We start from the raw sequence: 21,306 nt of genomic DNA on the forward strand, positions 1-21,306 counted from the left end.
GCTCAACCCCAGGAACACCAGTTCAGCCGCCGGGTCCGCATCGGCCAGCGTGCCCCATTCCAGCCCGCCATCGGGCGCGATCACCGGGTCGATCCCGTCCAGCTTCAACAACCGTGCGCGCCAGTTCATCAGCACGCCCAGTTTTTCGACGTCGGCGCGGATATGGTCGGCCCGGTCCAGCCCGCCGCCTGCGAATGCTATTGTCGTATCCATCATGCCGCCGCCTTCTTGCCCGTCACATCAGCCAGAACGGCCTGCGCGAATTCCTTGTGCACCGGATATGCATCGGACGGCATGTATTGCGTAAAGCACCCCGCGCGCAGCCCCACCCGGAAGTTCACGAAGCCCACCGTGCCCGCAGCCCCTGCCCAGCCATAGGTCCCCGCATCCTCGCCCAGCCCGACTGAACCGCCCGCGCCAAAGCCGTTGCCCTTGATGAAGGCCTTGGAAAGGTCGGTCCCCACAGGCAGCAGATTGCTCGTGCCCAACCGCACCGCCGCCTCGCTCATCACCTGCTTGCCATCGATCGTACCAAAGCCCAGCAGCATCCGCTGGAACCGGTCATAATCGCGCGGCGAAGACACCAGCCCCGCTCCGCCAAACGGATAGGGCGGTTGATCCAGATAGATCGAGGTCTTGCCGGGATCGACCGGCAGCAGCATCCCGCTCACCGCTGCATAGTTCGTCGTCAGCCGCCCAGCTTCGCTTTCCGGCACGCGGAACCACGTCGATGTCATCCCGCTCGGACCAAACACCCGCTCCGCCAGAAAGGAATCGAAAGGCTTGCCCGAAGCCACCTCGATCACCCGCCCCAGCAGGTCCAGACTCACCGAATAGCTCCACACGCTCCCCGGCTCATGAACCAGCGGCATCGTGGCAAGCACATCGGCAAATTCCGCAAGGCTCTTCAACGGCTTGGGCGCATCCATCCCCGGCAGCGGCATCCGGCTCGCCTGCCCCGGCACCAGCCCTGCGTTGATATAGGCGTCCCTGATGGGTCCTTTCTGGATGATCGAATAGCCCAGCCCCGCCGTGTGCGTCAGCAGGTGCCGCACCGTGATCTGCGCCTTGGCAGGCCGCAAGTCCGTGATCGAACCATCGGGCGTCACCTGCACCATCATCTTGCCAAACGCGGGCAGCAGATCGGCGATGGGCTGGTCCAACCGCAGCTTGCCTTCATCCACCAGCATCATCGCCGCCATGCCAGTGATCGGCTTGGTCATCGAATAGATGCGGAACAGGCTGTCCATATCCAGCGGGGGCGCCTCACCCTTGGCCAGGCTCCCCCGCGCAACGTCCAGCGGAGCCTCACCCGCGCCCCAGCCCAGCGCCGCGATCATCCCCGGCAGCTTGCCTGAACCGACATAGCCATCCAGCATCCGCGTCACCGCCGGAAAACGCGCTTCTGCCGCAGCGCTGGCAAATGCCATGCGCGGCAGCAGTACCGTTCCCGCCAGCGCCCCGAACGATCCCAGCAGCGCCCTGCGCGATACCGCCAAATCCCGCATCTTCAGCCAATCCTCTCAGCAATCGCCAGCCGCGCCGCCTTGGCGAACACGGTCGGCAGCCCGGCCGCCTCAATCTCGGCAACCGGCCACCATTCTCCATCCGGCAGACTAGTCGCTTCCGCCAACACGCAAAGCATCAATTGCAATTCAAGATCGAAATGCGTGAAGCCATGCCGCACAATCCCCGCACCGCGCCACTCTCCATCAAGCAGTGCCGCCCCATCTCCCTTGGCCGACCAGCCATCGTCAGGCAGCGCACGCATCCCGCCCAGCATTCCCCGCCCCGGCCTGCGCACCAGCAGCACTTCACAATCGCGCTCGATCCAGTAGGCCCGCCCCTGCCGCACAGGCTTCGGCTTTTTCGCCGCCTTCACCGGCAAACGCTCCGGCGCGCCCTCGGCCAGCCCCCGGTGCATGTTGTGTCCGCTTTCTGCGCAGTGCAGATCGTCGCCCCCAGATCCATCATCGCCTGCGCAAAATCACCCGCGCGTTCGTCAGGCGTTACCTGCCCCGCCGCAAGCCGGATCGCCGCCTTCCCACCCGGCAAAGGTTCATCAATCGCAAACAGCCGCGCGACCACGCGCTCGACATTGGCATCCACCACCACGGCGCGTCGCCCAAAGGCAATCGCCGCCACCGCCGCCGCCGTGTAATCCCCAAGCCCCGGCAGCGCGCGCAAGGCTTCCTCCGTATCGGGAAACGCGCCGCCCATCTCCGCCACGGCCCGCGCGCAGGCCAGCAGATTGCGCGCCCGCGCATAGTATCCCAGCCCAGCCCACGCCGCCATCACATCGGCATCGTCAGCCCCCGCCAAGTGATCAACCGTCGGCCAGCGCTCCAGAAATTTCGCAAAATACGGCCCCACCGCCGCCACCGTGGTCTGCTGCAGCATGACTTCGGAAAGCCAGACCCGGTAAGGATCCGCACCCTCCCCGCCCGGCAACACGCGCCACGGCAACCGCCGCGCATGAACGTCATACCAATCGAGCAGACGCGGCGCGATTGCTTCAGGATCGAATGTGATTGCCGCATCCTCTCTGGCTTGCATCACCCACCTATGGCATGGCGCAAGGCGATATGAAAACCACCCCTTCGGACGCGGACAAACCCAAAGCTGCCAAGGTTGCAAAGCCTGCCGCAAAACCCGCGTTCAAACCTTTTGAACGCCCGCGCGGCGGCGAAGCGCGCCAGATCGCCGATCTGATGCCAGCCATCGGTCGCACCGCATTCCGCCGCTTCGGCTTCGTGCAGTCCAGCGTCGTCACGCGCTGGCCCGAAATCGTGGGCGAACGTAACGCACGGCACTGTATGCCCGAATCGATCCGCTTCCCCCCCGGCGAAAAGTCCGAAGGCATCCTGCAACTGCTGGTCAGCCCGGCCCACGCCCCGCTGATCCAGCATGTGATCCCCGAAATCATGGACCGGGTGAACCGCTTCTTCGGTTATAACGCCGTGGCGAAAGTCAAAATCCGGCAAGGCGCGGTTCAGGCTCCCAAACCCAAAGAAGCAACGCGCGCCGCGCCGCCATCGTTGAAGCCGATTCCAATGGAACTGGGGGATTCGTTGCGCGATATCGGCGATCCCGAACTGCGCACCGTGCTTGAATCGCTCGCTCGCAGTCTCGACAGTGCAACCGGGGGGAAGAAAGTCGGATGAACCGCAAACTCGCAACTGCCGCTCTGGCCACCGTTGCCCTGCTTACGTTGACAGGACAAACAAAGCCGACACGACCCGCTGGCAGCACCAACTGGACCGTCGCAGCATCGGTCACGCCCGAAGGCTATCATGTCCTCGGCAATCCCAAGGCCCCGCTGCGTCTGGTGCAGTTCGTAAGCTACACCTGCCCTCACTGCTCGGCATTCGAAGTGGAATCCGAAGGGCAGTTGAAGCTCGGCATGGTCGGCCCCGGCAAGGGCGCGGTCGAAGTGCGCAATTTCGTGCGCGATCCGGTTGACGTTACCGTGGCGCTGATCACCAATTGCGTGCCCGCCAACCGCTTTTTTCAGACGCACACCGCCTTCATGCGCGCGCAACCCCAATGGATCGGCCCCCTTGCCAATTCAACCGCCGCCCAGCGCCAGCGCTGGACCACCGGCCCCTTCGCCACCCGCACCCGCGCCATCGCCTCGGACTTCAAGTTCTATCAGTTCATGGCCGCAAGGGGCGTGGACCGCCCGACCCTCGATCGCTGCCTCGCCAACGAACCGCTGGCCAACAAGCTGGCCCAGCAGACCAACGATGCGGTCGAAAAACTCGGCGTTACCGGCACTCCCAGCTTCATGATTGACGGCGTGCTGCTGGCAGGCACCCATAACTGGGACACCCTACGCCCGCAAATCCTGGCGCGAACGAAGTAACCTTCAGCCAACTGACACAAGAACCCGCTCGTCCTGAGCTTGTCGAAGGACGCTCATCCTGAGCCTGTCGAAGGACGCTCATCCTGAGCCTGTCGAAGCGTCATCTCGGGCCTGCCGATTTCGCGCCAATATCTGGATCCGATCCCAATCGCCCGCGATCAGCGCTTCTTTTTTGGCCCTGCTCCAACCTTTGATTTTCCGCTCGGCGGCGAATGCCTCATCTCGCGTGGCAAACATTTCACACCACGCCAGCGTCACCGGACGACGCTTTGATGTGTATCCTTCATAGGCTCCCGACTGATGCTGACCGAGGCGGAATTCAAGATCATCCGTATGGCCTGCGTAAAACGAACCATCACGACAACGCAGCAAATAAGCGTAGAAAGCCATGACGGCGAGGTTAGCCGACGAATACATCCTTCGACAGGCTCAGGATGAGCGGATTTGGTGGAATCGCACCTTGCCTGCCGTCTGCCCAGTCTCCCTATACCCACTTCGACCGCTCATCCTGAGCCTGTCGAAGGATCATCCCCGCAAGCCGAGCTAACCGCACACCACCATCGCACCAAAAACCATCCACAACCCCCACCCCACACCCCTTCAAACCGCGCCGACAATCCGCTAGCGTCCGCTCCAAACCGCCAGAAACGGGAACATACAGACGATGAAATTCGCCCGCGCTCTTCTGCTTGCCACCCTGCCCCTCACACTCGGCCTCGCCGCGTGTGACAAGAAGGACGCAGCTGCCACCGGTGAAGTCGCCAGCAGCGAACCCATTGCCAAGATTCCCGCCCCCGCAGGCAAATCGTGGGCCGAAACCTTCTCGGTCAATGCCGATGGCGGATACGTGATGGGCAACCCGGATGCACCGATCAAGCTGATGGAATTCGGCGCACTGTCCTGTTCGCACTGCGCGGAGTTTTCGGAAAAGGGCTTCCCCAAGCTGCGCGACGATTACATCGCGTCGGGCCGCGTCTCCTATGAATTGCGCCTGTTCCTCCTGAATGCTCTCGATATGCCTTCCGTCCTTCTCGCTACCTGCGGCGCGCCCGAAGCGGTGATTCCGCTGGCCGAACAGTTCTGGGGCTGGCAGCCGCAGATGTTCACCAATCTTCAGGCGAACAACGCCGCGCTCGAACAGGTTTCGGCATTGCCGCCGGAAAAGCGCTTCGGCGGCATTGCGCAGGTTTCCGGCATGAGCGAATTTTTCGCCTCACGCGGGGTTGCCGCCACGCAAGGAGCCACCTGCCTTGCCGATACCGCAAAGGCGACCAAACTGGCCGAAGCGAACGAAAAGTGGAGCAAGGAGTTCGACATCACCGGCACTCCCACGTTCTTCATCAACGGCAACAAGACGGGCGTTGCCAGTTGGCAGGAACTGGAGCCCATGTTGCAGAAGGCGGGCGCACGCTAAGGCAGGCGTAGCGGCCGGGGGGCGTAGGCAGTGCACTTCAAACGCTTGAAACTTTCCGGTTTCAAGAGCTTTGTCGAGCCTGCCGAACTGCGCATCGAACCCGGCCTGACCGGCGTCGTCGGCCCCAACGGCTGCGGCAAATCCAACCTGCTCGAAGCGATCCGCTGGGTCATGGGCGAAAGCTCGGCCAAGTCGATGCGCGGTGGCGGGATGGAAGACGTGATCTTCGCAGGCACCGCCACGCGGCCTGCCCGCGCCTTTGCCGAAGTGATGCTCACCGCCGAAACCGACCCTGACGGGCCGTTCGGTGCCGAACTCGAAGTCGTCCGCCGCATAGAACGCGGGGCGGGCAGCGCGTATCGCGTCAATGGCAAGGACGTGCGGGCCAAGGACGTGGCGCTGGTGTTCGCCGATGCCGCCACCGGCGCGCACAGCCCGGCGCTGGTCAGCCAAGGCCGCATTGCCGCTGTCATTGCCGCCAAGCCTACCGAACGTCGCATGATGCTCGAAGAGGCTGCCGGAATCGCTGGCCTCCACGTCCGCCGCCGCGATGCGGAACAGAAACTCCGCGCCACCGAAACCAATCTTGGAAGGCTGGAAGACCTGCTTTCCGGCCTCGAAGGCCAGATCACCACACTTAGACGGCAGGCGAGAGCCGCCGAACGCTACAAGGCGGTCAGCGAAAAAATCCGCCTTTCCGAAGCCCGTCTCGTCTTTGCCCGCTGGCGCGATGCCGCCGCAGCAGCAGACGCTGCGCGCAAGCAGGCCACGGCAGCGGAAGATGCGGTAAAAGCCGCTGCCCTCCTCGCCAATCAGGCACAGGCCGCGCAGCACAAGGCAGCCGCCACGCTGGCAGAGGCGCGCGACGAACTGTTCGACCGCAGGCAGGATGCCGCCGCGCACGGCCAGCGCTTGGCGGCACTCACCGCGCAGTTGGAAGCCGCCGAACAGCGCGTGTCTGACATCGACCGCCAGCTTGCGCGGATCGAACAGGACCGCGCCAGTGCCGACAAGCTGACCGAAGACGCTGTCGCTGCAATGGCAAAGCTCGATCAGGATCTGACGGCCGCAGAATGCCTACTGGCAGAAGACACGGCCCGCCGCCCGGTTCTCGCCGCCGCTGCCGACGACGCCGACCGCGCCGCCCGCGCCGCCGAAGTCGCCTTGGCGCAGCGCGTGGCGGAACAGGCCGGGATCGATGCCGAATGGCGCGTTGCCGAAGCCGCCGTTGCCGCCGCCCGCCAGCGCCTTGCTCGGCTCGACGCCGATGCAACGCGGATCGCCCAGCAGGCCGAAGCGTTGGCGCGCGAGGCCGATCCCGCCGCGCAAATCGCTGACGCAGAAGCAAAACGGGCGCAAGCTGCTGCCGCTATCGAAGCTGCCGAAACGCAGCGCGCCACCCTGACGGCCCAGCGAGAATCGCTTTCGGCAGAGCGCGATGCCGCCAGCAACGCGCTTGCTCAGGCCCGCGCCGACCTTTCCGGCATAGAGCGCGAGGCCGATGCTCTTGCGCGTGACAAGGCCGCGCGTGAGAAAGCCCGCCTTGCCAAAGGTTTGGGCCAATCCGCCATCGCCGGAACCCGCGCCGCGCCGGGCTATGAACGCGCGCTCGCCGCCGTGTTGGGCCGCGACGCCAGCGCCCCGGTCGGACCTGCCCCGGCAGAGGCCGAAGGTCGCTTCTGGACCGGAGCGAACGCCCCCGAACCACTGGCGGATTCGCTTGCTCACCGCCTGCCGCAGTGCCCGCCCGAACTTGCCGCCCGCCTTGCACTCGTGCGCGTGAGCGACAGCGATGATGGACAAATCCTTCAGCCCGGCGAATGGTTGGTCACCAAAGTTGGACGGCTCAGAAGGTGGGATGGGTTTGTCGCACGCGGCGAAGGCGCGGCTGAAGCGGCAGCTTTGGAAGCCGAAAATCGTCTGACGGAATTGCAGGCAATTCTGCCTGCACGCAAAGAGGCTGTCAGCGCCGCGCAAAGCGCGCTTGAAGGCGTGCAGGAGCGTCTAGGTGCCGTCTCTGTGCATCTAGGTGCAGTTCAGAAATCCATCACGGAAGCGTCGGATTCCGAGCGTGCGGCGCTGCGTGCTTTGGATGCGGCAGAGGCGGCACGGGCACGCCTCGATCAAAGAAAGGCCGAAATTTCAAGGACTCAAGCAGACCTTGCAGACCAACGCCAAGCGGCGCAGACCGAAGTTTCCGCCGCTGAGGACAGGCGCAGCGCGCTGCCAGACCCCGAAGCAGGCCGCGCCACGCTCGCAGCCGCCCGCGCCCGCAACGATGCCGCCCGCAGCGCCCTGCAATCGACGACAGCCGCAGCGGCCTCGCTCGACCAGCAGATTGCCGTTGGAAAAGAACGACTTGCGGGCATCCGTGGCGACATCCGCGCATGGCAGGCCCGCGCTGGCGATGCCGCCAAGCGCCTCGCGGAAATGACCGGACGGCGTGAGGAACTTGACGCCGAACGCGCAATTTCTGCAGCAAAACCAAAGGGTTTGATCACGGAGATCGAGCAAGGCGAAAGCATCCGCGCCCGCCTTGCCACCGATCTCACGGCTGCTGAAACGGCGCTGACCACAGCAGAAATCGCCTCAAAACAATCAGATAGCGCCCTCTCCCTCGCCAACGAAACCCTCGCCACCGCCCGAGAATCCCGCGCCGGCGCCGTCGCCCGCGCCGAGAACGAGGACGCGCGGCGGCAGGAAATGGCTGGAATCTCAGGAGAAAGGTTCCAGTGCCCACCCCCGCTCCTGCCCGAACGCTTCGGCTTCAATTCCGCCGAAGTCGCCAGCGCCGGGGAGGAATCCGCCGCGATGGACCGGCTGACAGCGGAACGCGAACGCATCGGACCGGTCAACCTCGTCGCCGCTGACGAATTGGCGGAGGCTGAGGAACGCCACGGCACATCCGTTGCCGAGCAGGCCGAACTTACCGAGGCTGTTCATAGGCTTAGAGGATCGATCGGTAGCCTCAACCGGGAGGGGCGCGAACGGCTGCGCGCCGCATTCGAAGCCGTCGACGGCCACTTCCGCCGCCTCTTCGCCCGCCTCTTCGGCGGCGGTGAGGCGCATCTCGCGCTGGTGGACAGCGACGATCCGCTGGAAGCGGGCCTCGAAATCTTCGCACAACCGCCCGGCAAACGGCTGCAATCGTTGACTCTTCTGTCCGGCGGCGAACAGGCGTTGACAGCAGTAGCGTTGATCTTCGCCCTCTTCCTAACCAACCCCGCCCCAATATGCGTCCTCGACGAAGTGGACGCCCCATTGGACGACGCCAACATCGAACGCTTCTGCGACCTGCTCGACGCGATGGCCGCCGAAACCCGCACCCGCTATCTCATCGTCACCCACAACGCGGTCACGATGAGCCGGATGCACCGCCTGTTCGGCGTGACGATGGTTGAACGCGGCGTCTCCCGCCTCGTCAGTGTAGATCTTGGCGGTGCTGTGGAACTGCTTGAGACAGCAGGTTAATCCAGCACATACCTCGGCCCCGGCCCGCCCGCTGCCGCGCGATCTTCCTTGTTGTAAAGCGCGCAGCGTTCCAGGCTGAGGCAGCCGCAGCCGATGCATTCGTCGAGCTTGTTGCGGGTGCGGGTCAGCAACTGAATGCGGCTGTCGATTTCCTTGCGGAGCGAGCGGCTGATCTTTTGCCAGTCCATCACGTTGGGCGTGCGGCCTTGCGGCAGAGCGGCGAGTTCGCGTTCGATCTCTGCCAAGCCCAGCCCCAGTTTCTGCGCGATCTGCACGAAACTGAGCCGCCGGATGTCTGACCGAAGAAACCGGCGCTGGTTGCCGCCGGTGCGGATCGAGGTAACGAGGCCGCGATCTTCGTAATAGCGGATCGCGGAAACGGCGAGGCCAGTGCGGCGTGCAAGCGCGCCGATGGGGATCAGATCGTTGCGGTGCATGGGCACTCTCTTTCAGGCTGCGACCGATTTGGCTTGATCTCAAGTTAGCTTGAGGTTGCATGTTCGCAAGCATCGATTCGCAAATTCAGCCGAAAAGGACCTGATTGATGCCCGCAGCCCGCCTCGAACACGTCAACATCCGCGTGAGCGATCCTGAACGCTCTGCCGCCTTTTTCACCAGTCTGTGCGGATGGCACGAACGCTGGCGGGGGCCTGCCATTGACGATGGCTTTTCGATTCATCTGGGCAATGACGCGCAATATCTGGTGTTCTACGCCCCGCCCGGCGGGTCCACCGAACGCTTCGAGAAAGGCGTGCCATTGCAGCACATCGGTGTGGAGGTTGACGATCTGGATACCGCCGAGCAGACCGTGATCGCAGCGGGACTGGAGCCATTCAACCACGCGGATTACGCGCCGGGTCGTCGGTTCTATTTCTATGACTGGGACGGCATCGAATTCGAGGTGGTGAGCTATGGCGGTTGAACCGCTGACGCAGGCGCAGCTTGACGCCTATCTGGCGCGGATCGGTTTCAGCGAAACGCCGCGCCGCGATCTGCAAACGCTGGACGGCATCGCCCGTGCGCATGTGCGGGCTATCGCGTTCGAGAACATCGACGTGCAGATGGGCCAGCGTCTGACCATCGATCCCGCCGCCGCCTTTGCCAAGCTGGTGGAAGCGCGGCGTGGCGGGTGGTGTTACGAACACAACGGCGTGCTGGCTGCAGCGCTGGCGGCGATCGGGTTCGACGTTATGCGCATGAGCGCGGGCGTGATGCGGCAGGTGCGCGGCGACGCGGCGATGGGGACGCATCTGTGCCTGCTGGTGGAAAGCGACGGACCGAGGCTGGTGGATGTCGGGTTCGGGAGTTGGCTGGAGGCGTCGGTGCCGCTGGAGGAAGGAACGTGGATGCAGCCGCCCTTCCCGATCAGTCTTGGGACAATCGAAGACGGATACTGGCGCATTACCGTGGGACAGGGAAACAGTGCCATGTCTTATGACTTCCGCGCGCAACCTGCGGAAGAGGGGCAGCTTTCGGCGCTATGTGATTGGCAATGCAGCGATCCCGCTTCGGTCTTTGTGCAGAATCTGGCGGTGCAGCGGCGGGCAGGCGAACGCTATCTGGCGCTGCGCGGCAAAGTGCTTTCCGAAGTGGCGGCGCAGGGCGAAGTGCGGCGCGAAGTGGGTTCGGCGGGTGAACTGGTGGATATGCTGCGCGACCTGTTCGGGCTGAACGTGCCCGAAGCGGCTACGCTATGGCCTGCAATCTGCGCGCGGCATGAAGCCCTGTTTGGCGCTCAAGCAGCTCCGACAACGTAGCACGCGGCGGCCATCAGCAGCCCCGCCGTGCGGTTCGAGCGGAATTTGGTGAGCGGATCGACGCCATCTTCCTTGAGCGTGGCGACTTGCCAGACGAGGTGCAGCGCCACCGGAAGCAGAGCCAGAAGCGCCAGCGGATCGGGCCGGGCAAGCCAGATCGCCCCGGCCCACCCCGCCAGTGCCAGAGCATAAAGCGCCGCGACGCCGACCCTGACATGCTTCCCGAAAGACAAGGCGGAGGAACCGATGCCAACAAGGGCGTCGTCCTCACGATCCTGCAAGGCGTAGATCGTGTCATAGGCCATGCACCACGCCCAGCATCCGGCGTAGAGCGCGGCCAGAGGGGCAAGGCGTTCAAAGCCTGTCGCCTCAACCCAGCCGACCGGCGCGCCCCATGTGAAGACGAGGCCCAGCCACGCCTGAGGCCAGCCGGTAATGCGCTTCATGAAAGGATAGGCAGCGACGAGTGCGAGACTGCCCAACGCAACGAGTTGGGCTTCCCAGCGCAGTTGTAACAGCACGATAAGGCCGACTGCACAAAGCGTCAGCAGCCAGCCCCATGCAGCGCGCTTGGTAACCGCACCGCTGGCGATGGGACGCAGCGCGGTGCGGGCAACGCGTGCGTCAAGATCGGCATCGACGATATCGTTATAGACGCAGCCTGCGCCGCGCATGGCGATGGCCCCCAGGAGCATCCATGCGAGGATGGCCCAGCGCGAGGTTCCGCCGCCAAGGAACAGGCCCCACGCGCAAGGCCAGAACAGCAGCCACCAGCCGATGGGACGGTCAAACCGCGCCAGCAGCGCGAAGTTGCGCCACGGTTGCGGCAGGCGGGCGACAAGGCCCTTGTGCTCGCTGTCGGGGACGATTTGCGCGGGCGCTGTGTCGATCATGGCAGAAGCCTTACCGCGCGGGGCAAATTGCGCTAGGGGCCAAATCATGCCTGCAACGCCCGCATGGCCGCCAAAGTCGGCCCCTCGCCTTTTCGTTGAAATGCCGCTGTCGGATGGGCTGCGCGTGGAAATCGAAGGAGGGCAGGCGCATTATCTGGGCAAAGTCATGCGCGTGACCCCCGGCGATGCGGTGATCCTGTGCGACAACGTGACGGGCGAATGGCTGGCTCGCGTGACCGAGGCGGGCAAGCGCACGGTCATGCTGGAGGTGGAGCGGTTGTTGCGGGCGCGCGAGGACGTGCCCGACTTCTGGCTTTGCGCCGCGCTGTTGAAGAAGCCGAACTTCGATCTGGTGCTGGAAAAGGCCACCGAATTGGGCGCGGGCCGCGTGGTGCCGGTGGTGACGCGGCGCTGCGTGGCAGACAAGCTGAATCCCGAACGCGCGCGGACCATCATGGTCGAAGCAGCAGAGCAATGCGCTCGCACCGCTCTGCCCGCGCTGGGCGAAACGGTGAAGCTGGAGGCCTTGCTGCGCGATTGGCCCCAGGGGCGCGCACTGTTCTTTGCTGACGAGAATGGCGGGACGCCGGTGGCGGAGGCCTTTGCCGCACAGAAAGGGGCGGCGGCGTTGCTGGTGGGGCCGGAAGGCGGCTTTGACGAGGCGGAGCGAGCCGCAATCCGGACGCATCCGGCAGCGGTGGCGATTGCACTGGGACCGCGTATCCTGCGTGGCGAAACGGCTGCGATCGCTGGAATGGCGCTGTGGATGGGGCTGAACGGCGACTGGATTTGAGCAGGCGCGATTCCGGTCTGATTTGCAACAAAGGTTCTCACGAATAACACTGGTATAAAGCTGTCTGGCACATTAACTCGGCGCGCATGAGCACGCGGCAAGTTTCAGATCGCAACGATCCCATCATCGAAAGCCGCGACATGCTCGTGGCCCCCATGCAGAAGGGCGAAAAGCCCAAGTCTGCGTGGCGGATCGGCACCGAACACGAAAAGTTCGTCTATCGCACCGAAGATCGGCGTGCGCCGTCCTATGGCGAGCCGGGCGGCATCCGTGATCTGCTGATGGCGCTGACCGAATATGGTTGGGAGCCAATCATGGAGGGCGGCAACGTCATCGCGATGGCCGGGCCGGACGGCACGGTGAGCCTTGAACCTGCCGGGCAGCTGGAACTTTCAGGCGCGCCGCTGGAAAACCTGCACCAGACCTGTGCGGAAACCGGGCGACATCTGGCGCAGGTCAAATCCATCGGCGACAAGTTGGGGCTGGCCTATCTTGGCCTTGGCCTGTGGCCCGACAAGACCCGCGAAGAACTGCCGATCATGCCCAAGGGGCGCTACGACATCATGCTGCGGCACATGCCGCGCGTGGGATCGATGGGCCTGGACATGATGCTGCGGACCTGCACGATCCAGACCAACCTCGATTATTCGAGCGAGGCGGACATGGTGCAGAAGTTCCGCACGAGTCTTGCGCTGCAGCCGCTGGCGACGGCGCTGTTTGCCAATTCACCGTTCCTTGAAGGCAAGCCGAACGGGTTTCTATCGTATCGCAGCCACATCTGGACCGATACCGATCCGGCGCGCACGGGGATGCTCTCGTTCGTGTTCGATGAGGGTTTCGGCTACGAACGCTATGTCGATTACATGCTCGACGTGCCGATGTATTTCGTGTTCCGCGATGGCAAATACATCGACGCTTCGGGGCTTTCGTTCCGCGATTTCCTGGATGGCAAGCTGTCGGTGCTGCCCGGCGAGAAGCCGACGGCATCGGACTGGGTGGACCACCTCTCCACCGCCTTCCCCGAAGTGCGGCTGAAATCGTTCCTTGAGATGCGGGGCGCCGATGGCGGGCCGTGGAGCCGCATTTGCGCGCTGCCCGCGCTTTGGGTGGGCCTGCTCTATGACCAGACCGCGCTGGATGCGGCGTGGGATCTGGTCAAGGGCTGGGACATGGAAGGGCGCGAGAAGCTGCGCGCCGAAGTGCCGAAGCTGGGGCTGGATGCTGCGTTGCCCGGTGGTGGCAAGTTGCGCGATATCGCGGCAGAAGTGCTGGCGATTGCACGCGGCGGGCTTTCGGCACGCGCTATGCTGAACGAGGCGGGCGACAATGAGACGGGCTATCTCCAGCCGCTCGACGAGATCATTTCCACCGGCAAGACTCCGGCAGAACGGTTGCTGGGCCTTTATAACGGCGTTTGGGGCGGCGATCTTTCGCAGGTCTATGGTGAGAAAAGCTTCTGATCCCGCCGCGCGGGACGAAAGCGTTCCGCATTGTGGATTTGCGGTCAGACTGACGCACTGCCATCACGCCGGGGCAGAAGGAGATTTGCAGCCATGATCATCGTGATGGGCACGGTCCGCGTTCCGGCGGAGAATATCGAAGCAATCCGGCCCATGATGGCAAAGGTCATTGCGGCAACACTGGCCGAGGATGGCTGCATCCAGTATGCCTATGGGCAGGATGTGCTTGATCCCGAACTGATCCACATTGCCGAAAAGTGGCGCGACAGGGCTGCGCTCCAAGCGCATTTCGGCGCTCCGCACATGAAGGTGTGGGCAGAAGAACGCGCGACGCTGGGCCTGCATGACCGCCGCATCCGCATGTTCGAGAGCGACGAGGGCGTCGAAGTCTGACGCTTACTCTGCGGGCTGAGCAACCGGCCTTTTGGGTGTGATCGCGCGAGTGAGCTTGCGCAAGACGCTGGTGATCGGGCCGTGCTGCGCCATCCATGCGTGGTATTCGCGGTACTTGGCATCTTCGGCGAGAAGGTGCTTTTCTTCGGTCCGTGCGCGCCAATAATAGACGCCGCTGACCATCGCCAGAAGCGCGGTGTTGCGGATTGCATCGACCCATGAATGGCTGGTCGTCAGGAACGGCAAGCCGGCGAGCCACCAGTAGGCGTTCTTTGACAGATAGGCCGGGTGGCGCGTGAAGCGGTAGGGGCCGTTCGTCAGCACGCCGCGATAGGTCAGGTTCGAGAAGCGCAGGCCAAACGCGACTGTAGCCCAGGCATAGATGCCGGTGAGGAACACCAGCGCAACGGCCCATATCCATAACAGGGTAGTGTGCCCTTCGAGCCAATGCGGCCATTCCGCGCCGTTCCAGTGGTAATCCAGCACGCCGCCGCCGCCCATCAGGATGAACGGCGGGTAGCAGATCAGCGCAGCGACCCATGCCGCAAGATGCGGGTTGGCCGTGCGGATCTGTGCATCGAGCGGTTTCATCGTCACGAGATAACCGACCATCGCGATCTGCACGTCGATCATGAACATCGTTTCGATCAGCAGCGTGGCGAACTCTACGGGATCGTGGAGAGCGTGACTCCAGTCAAAGCGCACCACCGCGCCGAAGCCGCCGGGCACGATGGAGATCATGAAGGCGCAGAAGAAGCCTTTGACCAGCCATGAAAGGGCATGCCGTTTGACCTCTTCGGCCTCCCACGGTTCGCGTCCGATGAGCATCGCGCCGAAATGCCATGAGGCGTCGCGCGGGTTCACCAGCACGCGATCGAGCCAGATCACATAAGGCACCGCACCAAGGAACAGGAACGGGACGACCGTTTCCAGCACGTCCATCGCAAAGACATATTGCCCGCGCCAGTACCAGCGACCGAGGCAATAGGCGAAGCCGATCACGGCCCACGTGGCCCACAGCCCGGCGATCTTGGTCATCGAAATATCGAGAATTTCGCGGATGGGGCGCGGGGTGGTCCAGTTGATGCCGGTCGACGGGCGCAGGTGCACCTTGTCCACCAACAAGGACCAGCCGACCATGCCGGTGCCGGAAAAGAGCAGCGCCATCATCGCGGCGCCGGGACCGTCCATGACCTCGTGCGGGGCAGCAAAGCCGAAGGTATCGACGATCTGCGGCCAGAAGCGGCAGACCATGACCCAGAAGAACAGGCCTGCAAGACCCGCAAGACCGACGCCTGCGGAGACGTCTGATGGCGGAAGGGATGGACGCGCGCTCATGCGCACATCCCTATGCCCCAAGGGTTAGGAAAGCGTTTGCGATCAGCGGAAAGCGCTGATCTTTCCGCCGTCGTCGAGGATGTAGAGCGTCTGGTTGGCGATCACCGGAGCAAGGCTGACGCCCGAACCGAGTTCGGTAAAGGCGCTGGTGGTGCCATCCGTGATCGAAGCGGTCATCACTTCACCGCGCGAATTGGCGACCCACAGGCGATTGCCTGCCAGAACCGGGCCGGTCCAGAGAATCGGGTTCTTCTTTTTCTTCTCGTTCTTGAAGCGCTGAAGCTGCGTCATCCAGCGGACCTTGCCGTTGGACTTGGCGATGCACAGCAGCTTGGCTTCATCGGTCAGCGCAAAGATCCAGTCGCCTGCGATGGCGGGCGTGGAAATTCCTGCAAGGTTGAGTTCCCAGATACGCTGGCCCGTGACGAGTTCGTAAGCGGCCATGCGCCCGCCCTGCCCCAGCGCATAGACCCGGCCATTCTCGATGATCGGATCGGCATCGATATCGGTCAGCGTCGAAACCGAGGTGGCAATGCTGGTGCGCGCGAGCGCATCGGCCCAGAGCTGGCGACCGTTCTCATAACGATAGGCAACCAGTTCACCCGAGGAATAGCCCGCGACGATGGTGCCCTGCCCTGCGGCAGGCGAAGCGACGCCGAACACGTTGGTCTGGCCAACCGACGCATTTTCGTTCCACAGCACCGCGCCATCGGCAGCGTTGAGCGTGACGATCTGGTTGTCCTGCGTCATGACCATGACCTGCCCAAAGGCCACGGTGGGCGAACCACGCAGCGGACCAGCGGGCTTTACCCGCCATTTGATGCTGCCGTTAGCCGCATCGAGCGCCGCAACTTCGCCCACGCCGTTAGTGACGTAGACGACGCCATCATCGAACGAAGCACCGCCGCCGAAAGTGGAACTTGCGTTGCTTTTTTCCGCGCGGACCGAAGTTTCCCATGCACGCGATCCGGTGGTGGCATCAAAGGCGTGAACGGTGCCTTCGGTGTCCATCGCATAGAGCTTCCCCCCGCCGACCACGGGCGATGCGGCAAGGCGCTGTGTGGCGGACGAACCGCGAATACTGGCCGTCCACGCACGCTGCGGCGAATCGCCGATGAAGGCATGGCCGTAGGACTTGCTGGCATTGCCGCCGCCCTGCGGGAAATCGGCGTTCACTTCCGGCGCGGGAAGGACGACGGTGATCAGGCCAATCGAATCATCAACCTTGGTGCCAGCTTCGATCTTGGAGAGGATCGGCTGACGCTGGCCCACGGTGGGCGTGGTCTTGGCCTTGTCCTTGCCGCCGAAGATACCGCAACCGCCCAGCGCGAGCGCAAGGACCAGCACGCTGGCCAGCGATGCGCGCCGGAAGCTGGGGCGGAGTGTGGTTTCGGACTTCATCGGCATGGTATCCTTGGAAAAATCAGTTAGCAGCCGGGACGGTGGCGCGCTGGATCACTTTAGCGGCGCCCGGATCCTCGACCGCATCGACGCCGAGCAGCCCTGCCATCTGGCGGGTGCGACGGCGCAGACTGTCGGGCACGGTTTCATCCTTGGCGATCTGCGCAAACATTGCGCCCGCCAGATCGTTCTTGCCCTGCTTCATATAAGCGATGCCGACGAGTTCGCCCGCACTGCCGAACCATGCGTTGCCCGGCACGGCCAGTGGCTTGAGCCGTTCGACGACCTTTTCGGCCCCGATCTTGTCAAATGTAAGCGAAACTTCGCGGATCGTGGCGAGATCGCGATACGCCTGTGGCAACTGGGCATCGGCGGCGATTCCGGCAAAAGCCTTCGCAGCTTCTTCCGTTTTGCCCTGTTCGGACAAGATCCCTGCCTGCAGCATTCTGGCAGAAGCGCTATAGCCTTCGCCACCGTCCTTCGACAGCGGGGCGACATCTTCGCTTGCAGCCTTGAGATTGCGCACTTCCAGCTTGTCGAGCGCCTGGGTCAACACTTCGCCCTGTTCGCCCGCCACGGTATTGCTGTGATTTTCATACCACAGCCAGCCGCCCAGCCCGAGCAGACCGGCGATGATCGCGGCACCCACGGGTTTACCATACTTCTGGAAGGCGGTGAGAACCTGATCTTCGCGCAGGGCATCGTCAACTTCGCGCAGGAAGGCATCACCCTGAGCGCCGGAGCGTTCGGCCAGTTGTTCGGAACGGGATTGCGGACGATCAGGACGGAGAGCCAAGGCAGCGCTTTCAGGGGTTATGGTGGAAGATTGCTAGCGTTTGTCTGGCGCGGTGTTTAGCGGATGGGACCGCCTTTTCAACCGAATTGCTTGTTTGCGGATCGCAGCGTGAACGCTGGCTGAAGCGCCGCGCCCAGCTCCAGTCGAAACAGCTTCAGTCGAAACAGCTTCGTGGCAAGACCCGCGCATAGGCTTCAGCATAGCGCTTTGCCATGATCGCTTCATCGAATTCCTTTGCGGCGCGGACGCGATTGGCCTTGCCGATGCGTTGGCGCAGCGCCTCATCCCCGGCCAGTGTGGCCACGGCAACCGCCAGCGCATCTTCATCACCTGGCAGCGTGATGAACGGTCGGTTCTCTTCGGCAACCATTTCAGCCACATCGCCCACAGCAGGGCTGGCAACGGCAAGCCCGGACGCCATCGCTTCGATCACCGAAAGCGGGGCCTGTTCACTGTCAGACGAGAGCGCAAAAATATCGAACAGGCCGACCGCCGCAGACGGATCGGGAACATGGCCCGGCAGGTGGACGCGGTGACCGAGTTCGAGCCGGATGGCTTCTGCCAGAATCGCCTCACGCTCTGGTCCCTCGCCCAGAATGACCAGATGCCATTCCGGCGGCAGATCGCGCATCGCGCGGACCATGCGCGGCAGGTTCTTGACCGCGCGCAGGCCAGCCAAGGTGCCCAGCCACTTTTCGCCGGAGCGTTTTACAAGGCGTGGCAGCACATCAGGCCGAGGCTTCTTTGCATAAAGCGAGGTATCGATGCCGTTGGGAATGCGCCGGACGCGCCCGCGCGGTTGACGCCATGCCTTGATCGCAATGTCCTCAAGCTGACGCGAGGGAACGATCAGGCTGCTCGCCCGAGACAGGGCGATCATCCGATACCAGTTGCGATGACGCTTCAGCCCACCCGCCTCATCGGCGTTGAAGCCATCTTCGTGGTGGATCAGCGGCGGCAGCTTCATGGATGGCGAAAATACGGCATGGGCCATCACCGCATCCATCGCCCCCCAATTGTAGGTAAGGATCAGATCGAAACCCTGCATCGCGCGGGCAAGGCGTTGCAGGCGGCCAATGCGGAGTTTCCCCGCCAATGGTGGGAAGCCGAACGGGAAGAACGCCTTCACGCGCTTGTCGATGAGCGATTGCGCAGCCATTGCCGAAGGCACGGCAGAAACGATGTGATGTTCGATGCCGTTGCCATAGGGCGGTCTGGCCCAGCGATTCATCAGGGCAACGACGCGCCGCTCCTTGCCGCCTGCATCGAAGGTGGAATGCAGGTGCAGCAGCTTGAGCGGGCGTTTTGCCGGAACAGTCATACCCGCGCGAGCAGGCTTTCGATCGCGGCTACGCTTTCGGGTTCGTCAAGCGTAGGGGCATGGCCGATACGCGGCAGCGTAACGAGTTCGACGCCCGGGCGCGTGGCCATCTTCGCGGCGGTTTCAGCCGTGAGGATATCGGAGTTCTGCCCGCGCAAGACCGTGAGCGGACGGGTGGCAAGCGCATCGAACATCGGCCACATATCGACCTGCGGCGTCGCGCCTTCGGGCGCTTCGAACGGTTCGGCGATCTTCATGTCATAATCGAAAGCGATACGACCGCCGGTGCCCAGCACCATGATCCGTTTGGCGTAACGCAACCACTGCGTGATGTCCCAATCGGGGTAGACATCGCCGCTGCTTTCCTGAAGCGCGCGGGCAGCGTGCATCCACGTTTCGAAATTGCGCCCCTGCCCCACATAGCCACGAATGCGTTCAAGCCCGGCAGGTGAAACTTCAGGACCGACATCATTGAGCACGGCCCCGGCGATGCGCTGCGGATTGCTGATGGCCAGCAGCATGGTGAGCAAGCCGCCAAGCGAAGTGCCTATCGAAACGAAGCGATCTATCCCTTCCTGCGCGAGCAGAGCCTCAACATCCTGCAGATAATGCAGCGGCGTGTAGGTCATCGGGTCTTTGGCGTAATCGCTATCGCCCCGCCCGCGCATTTCGGGGCAGATCACCCGCCATTTGCCGCCGAGCGATGCGGCCAGATCTTCAAAATCGCGGGCGTTGCGCGTCAGCCCCGGCAGGCAGATCACGGGAGGCCGTGTGGAATCGCCATCGTAATTGCGGAAATGCAGGCGCAATCCGTCGCTGCTGGTCCAGTAGCGATCTTCGTAGGTTGCCATGATCTTTCGATATTCCGCGTGAAATCCGGTGGGGCCTGCTTGCGGGCAGGCTTGTGCATCTCCACTATTGCCGGATGCCAGCGCTCCCGCAAGACGCGATCTATCGCCCCGCCCCCCGCATCATGGCTTTGGCCGACTGGATCGGCGATCCGGTGCGGGCGGCAGATTTCCCCGAAACCCGGCTGCGCTGGCGTAATGACCGCGCAGCAGGCGAGGTTGGCCTTGCCGATCTGAGCGATGCCGACTGGCTGCGCCATTTCGGACGATTTGAGCCTTTGCCCGACAATACGCCGGGGCCACTGGCGTTGCGCTATCACGGGCACCAGTTCCGCGTTTACAATCCCGATCTGGGCGATGGGCGCGGGTTCACCTTTGCGCAGATGCTGGATGCGGACGGGCGGTTGATGGACCTTGGCACGAAGGGTTCGGGACAAACGCCGTGGAGCCGCGCGGGCGACGGACGACTGACGCTGAAAGGCGCAGTGCGCGAAGTTCTGGCGACCGAGATGCTCGAAGCACTTGGCGTGAACACCAGCCGCACGTTTTCGGTGATCGAAACGGGCGAATCGCTGTTCCGGGGGGATGAGCCTTCGCCCACCCGCTCTGCCGTGCTGGTGCGCCTGTCCCACGGGCATATTCGTATCGGCACGTTCCAGCGGCTGGGCGCGTTGCAGCTTGAAGACGAGATGGGGCAGTTGGTCGCCTATTGCCTGGCAAACTTCCCCGGTACGGAATTTCCCGATGCGCCCCACCCTGCCGTGCAATTCTTCAATCAGGTGGTGGAGCGCATGGCCGACATGGCCGCAAGCTATATGGTGGCGGGCTTCGTTCACGGCGTGCTCAATTCCGACAACATGAACGTGAGCGGCGAAAGTTTCGACTATGGGCCGTGGCGCTGGCTGCCAAAGTGGGAGCCGGGCTTTACCGCCGCTTATTTCGACCATGCGGGGCTTTATGCCTATGGCCGCCAGCCAGAAGCGATCCATTGGAACTGCGGGCAACTGGCGGTGGCACTGCGCTCTCTGGTAGAAGCCGCACCGCTGATCGAGGCGTTGAATCGATACCCCGAGCTTTACCAGCAGGCGATGACGCGGCGGTGGCTCTGGCGTCTTGGCGTGGAGCCACGCGGGCTGGACGAAGATACGGCATTGATCGGCGTGTGCGAGAAAGCAATGGTGGAGCAGGGCATCGGGCCGGATGCGTTCTTCTTTACCCATCGCGGGGGGCGCGGCACTTTTGGCGATGGGGCGCTGGCAGAAGCGCTGGCACCCTATACCGCCACCGACAGTAGCCATCCTTACTGGTCGGATGAAGGCCCGCAATCCATGCTGATCGATGAGGTGGAAGCGATCTGGCAGCCAATTGCAGAAAGCGACGACTGGTCGGCGCTGCACGCAAAAGTAGCGGCAATCCGGCGCATGGGAGAAGCGATGGGCGCAAAGCCGCGGCCAATGGGCCATACGCCTGCGTGAAATCGTGTGCCGAGGGTGGCCCGGCAGATGAATATTGTTTAATCAGTAAGGTCTGGAGCGTTACGGTACAGGCCGAAAACT

19 protein-coding genes and 2 pseudogenes are annotated in these 21,306 nt (G+C 63.3%); 10 read left to right on the forward strand and 11 right to left on the reverse strand.

The genetic code is table 11. The annotated features are described in order from the left end of the window. The 3 genes and pseudogenes from ACOVQ0_RS07755 to ACOVQ0_RS07765 all read right to left on the reverse strand — a co-directional run. Nucleotides 1-216 (reverse strand): annotated as a pseudogene (locus tag ACOVQ0_RS07755) (NADH pyrophosphatase); the annotation flags it as partial. Then, nucleotides 213-1,508 (reverse strand): serine hydrolase domain-containing protein, encoded by a 1,296-nt coding sequence (locus tag ACOVQ0_RS07760; protein WP_421882470.1) that lies wholly within the window; start codon nt 1,506-1,508, stop codon nt 213-215. The pseudogene ACOVQ0_RS07755 and the gene ACOVQ0_RS07760, both read right to left, overlap by 4 nt. A gap of 2 nt (nt 1,509-1,510) precedes the next feature. Then, a pseudogene (locus tag ACOVQ0_RS07765) lies at nt 1,511-2,556 on the reverse strand (A/G-specific adenine glycosylase). Between the two features lie 29 nt (nt 2,557-2,585). Between ACOVQ0_RS07765 and ACOVQ0_RS07770 the strand changes: the two are divergent. Together ACOVQ0_RS07770 and ACOVQ0_RS07775 are read left to right on the forward strand one after the other, a co-directional pair. Continuing rightward, nucleotides 2,586-3,164 (forward strand): DUF721 domain-containing protein, encoded by a 579-nt coding sequence (locus ACOVQ0_RS07770; protein WP_421882473.1) that lies wholly within the window; start codon nt 2,586-2,588, stop codon nt 3,162-3,164. Next, complete coding sequence (locus ACOVQ0_RS07775; RefSeq protein WP_421882476.1) at nt 3,161-3,865, forward strand: DsbA family protein; 705 nt, start codon at nt 3,161-3,163, stop codon at nt 3,863-3,865. The genes ACOVQ0_RS07770 and ACOVQ0_RS07775 overlap by 4 nt, the downstream gene beginning before the upstream one ends. 78 nt (nt 3,866-3,943) lie before the next feature. On the opposite strand, the gene ACOVQ0_RS07780 is transcribed toward ACOVQ0_RS07775, so the two are convergent. Then, on the reverse strand, nt 3,944-4,255 hold the full coding sequence (locus tag ACOVQ0_RS07780) for a GIY-YIG nuclease family protein (RefSeq protein WP_421882478.1): 312 nt from the start codon (nt 4,253-4,255) through the stop codon (nt 3,944-3,946). A gap of 274 nt (nt 4,256-4,529) precedes the next feature. On the opposite strand from ACOVQ0_RS07780, the gene ACOVQ0_RS07785 reads away from it, so the two are divergent. Further along, nucleotides 4,530-5,279, forward strand: coding sequence for a thioredoxin domain-containing protein (locus ACOVQ0_RS07785; RefSeq protein WP_421882481.1), 750 nt, complete (start codon nt 4,530-4,532; stop codon nt 5,277-5,279). Nucleotides 5,280-5,309: 30 nt separating this feature from the next. Continuing rightward, the gene (gene smc, locus ACOVQ0_RS07790) at nt 5,310-8,750 is read left to right on the forward strand and encodes a chromosome segregation protein SMC (protein WP_421882484.1); all 3,441 of its coding nucleotides are present in this window, start codon (nt 5,310-5,312) and stop codon (nt 8,748-8,750) included. On the opposite strand, the gene soxR is transcribed toward smc, so the two are convergent. Then, a complete protein-coding gene (gene soxR / locus ACOVQ0_RS07795; protein WP_421882486.1) occupies nt 8,747-9,187 on the reverse strand; it encodes a redox-sensitive transcriptional activator SoxR in 441 nt (146 codons plus the stop codon). The genes smc and soxR overlap by 4 nt on opposite strands. Before the next feature lie 107 nt (nt 9,188-9,294). Between soxR and ACOVQ0_RS07800 the strand changes: the two genes are divergently transcribed. Both ACOVQ0_RS07800 and ACOVQ0_RS07805 read left to right on the forward strand, forming a co-directional pair. After that, the gene (locus tag ACOVQ0_RS07800; protein WP_421882489.1) at nt 9,295-9,672 is read left to right on the forward strand and encodes a VOC family protein; all 378 of its coding nucleotides are present in this window, start codon (nt 9,295-9,297) and stop codon (nt 9,670-9,672) included. After that, nucleotides 9,662-10,507 (forward strand): arylamine N-acetyltransferase family protein, encoded by an 846-nt coding sequence (locus tag ACOVQ0_RS07805; protein ID WP_421882492.1) that lies wholly within the window; start codon nt 9,662-9,664, stop codon nt 10,505-10,507. The genes ACOVQ0_RS07800 and ACOVQ0_RS07805 overlap by 11 nt, the downstream gene beginning before the upstream one ends. Here the strand turns inward: ACOVQ0_RS07805 and ubiA are convergent. Continuing rightward, on the reverse strand, nt 10,486-11,400 hold the full coding sequence (gene ubiA, locus ACOVQ0_RS07810; RefSeq protein ID WP_421882495.1) for a 4-hydroxybenzoate octaprenyltransferase: 915 nt from the start codon (nt 11,398-11,400) through the stop codon (nt 10,486-10,488). The genes ACOVQ0_RS07805 and ubiA overlap by 22 nt on opposite strands. Nucleotides 11,401-11,446: 46 nt before the next feature. Between ubiA and ACOVQ0_RS07815 the strand changes: the two genes are divergently transcribed. The 3 genes from ACOVQ0_RS07815 (at nt 11,447) to ACOVQ0_RS07825 (ending at nt 14,046) form a co-directional block, all read left to right on the forward strand. Further along, on the forward strand, nt 11,447-12,193 hold the full coding sequence (locus ACOVQ0_RS07815; RefSeq protein WP_421882498.1) for a 16S rRNA (uracil(1498)-N(3))-methyltransferase: 747 nt from the start codon (nt 11,447-11,449) through the stop codon (nt 12,191-12,193). Nucleotides 12,194-12,279: 86 nt separating this feature from the next. Next, a complete protein-coding gene (locus ACOVQ0_RS07820; RefSeq protein WP_421882501.1) occupies nt 12,280-13,653 on the forward strand; it encodes a glutamate--cysteine ligase in 1,374 nt (457 codons plus the stop codon). 93 nt (nt 13,654-13,746) lie between these two features. Next, nucleotides 13,747-14,046, forward strand: a complete 300-nt coding sequence (locus ACOVQ0_RS07825) for a putative quinol monooxygenase (protein WP_421882503.1) — start codon at nt 13,747-13,749, stop codon at nt 14,044-14,046. A gap of 3 nt (nt 14,047-14,049) precedes the next feature. On the opposite strand, the gene ACOVQ0_RS07830 is transcribed toward ACOVQ0_RS07825, so the two are convergent. The 5 genes from ACOVQ0_RS07830 to ACOVQ0_RS07850 form a co-directional block, all read right to left on the reverse strand. Further along, nucleotides 14,050-15,384, reverse strand: coding sequence for a methyltransferase family protein (locus ACOVQ0_RS07830; protein ID WP_421882506.1), 1,335 nt, complete (start codon nt 15,382-15,384; stop codon nt 14,050-14,052). A 42-nt stretch (nt 15,385-15,426) separates the two neighbouring features. After that, the gene (locus ACOVQ0_RS07835) at nt 15,427-16,785 is read right to left on the reverse strand and encodes a PQQ-binding-like beta-propeller repeat protein (RefSeq protein ID WP_421882509.1); all 1,359 of its coding nucleotides are present in this window, start codon (nt 16,783-16,785) and stop codon (nt 15,427-15,429) included. Between the two features lie 22 nt (nt 16,786-16,807). Beyond that, on the reverse strand, nt 16,808-17,581 hold the full coding sequence (locus ACOVQ0_RS07840; protein ID WP_421882512.1) for a tetratricopeptide repeat protein: 774 nt from the start codon (nt 17,579-17,581) through the stop codon (nt 16,808-16,810). Nucleotides 17,582-17,735: 154 nt separating this feature from the next. Beyond that, nucleotides 17,736-18,902 carry a glycosyltransferase family 4 protein gene (locus ACOVQ0_RS07845; RefSeq protein WP_421882515.1) on the reverse strand — a complete coding sequence of 389 codons (1,167 nt, stop codon included), beginning with the start codon at nt 18,900-18,902 and terminating at the stop codon, nt 17,736-17,738. Further along, entirely contained in the window at nt 18,899-19,753 is an 855-nt protein-coding gene (locus tag ACOVQ0_RS07850; protein WP_421882517.1) for an alpha/beta fold hydrolase, read from the reverse strand. The genes ACOVQ0_RS07845 and ACOVQ0_RS07850 overlap by 4 nt, the downstream gene beginning before the upstream one ends. 74 nt (nt 19,754-19,827) lie before the next feature. On the opposite strand from ACOVQ0_RS07850, the gene ACOVQ0_RS07855 reads away from it, so the two are divergent. Then, complete coding sequence (locus tag ACOVQ0_RS07855; RefSeq protein ID WP_421882520.1) at nt 19,828-21,225, forward strand: protein adenylyltransferase SelO; 1,398 nt, start codon at nt 19,828-19,830, stop codon at nt 21,223-21,225. Nucleotides 21,226-21,306: the final 81 nt, after the last annotated feature.

It is taken from the genome of Novosphingobium sp., from assembly GCF_049240505.1.
In the GTDB taxonomy this organism is placed as follows: Bacteria; Pseudomonadota; Alphaproteobacteria; order Sphingomonadales; family Sphingomonadaceae; genus Novosphingobium.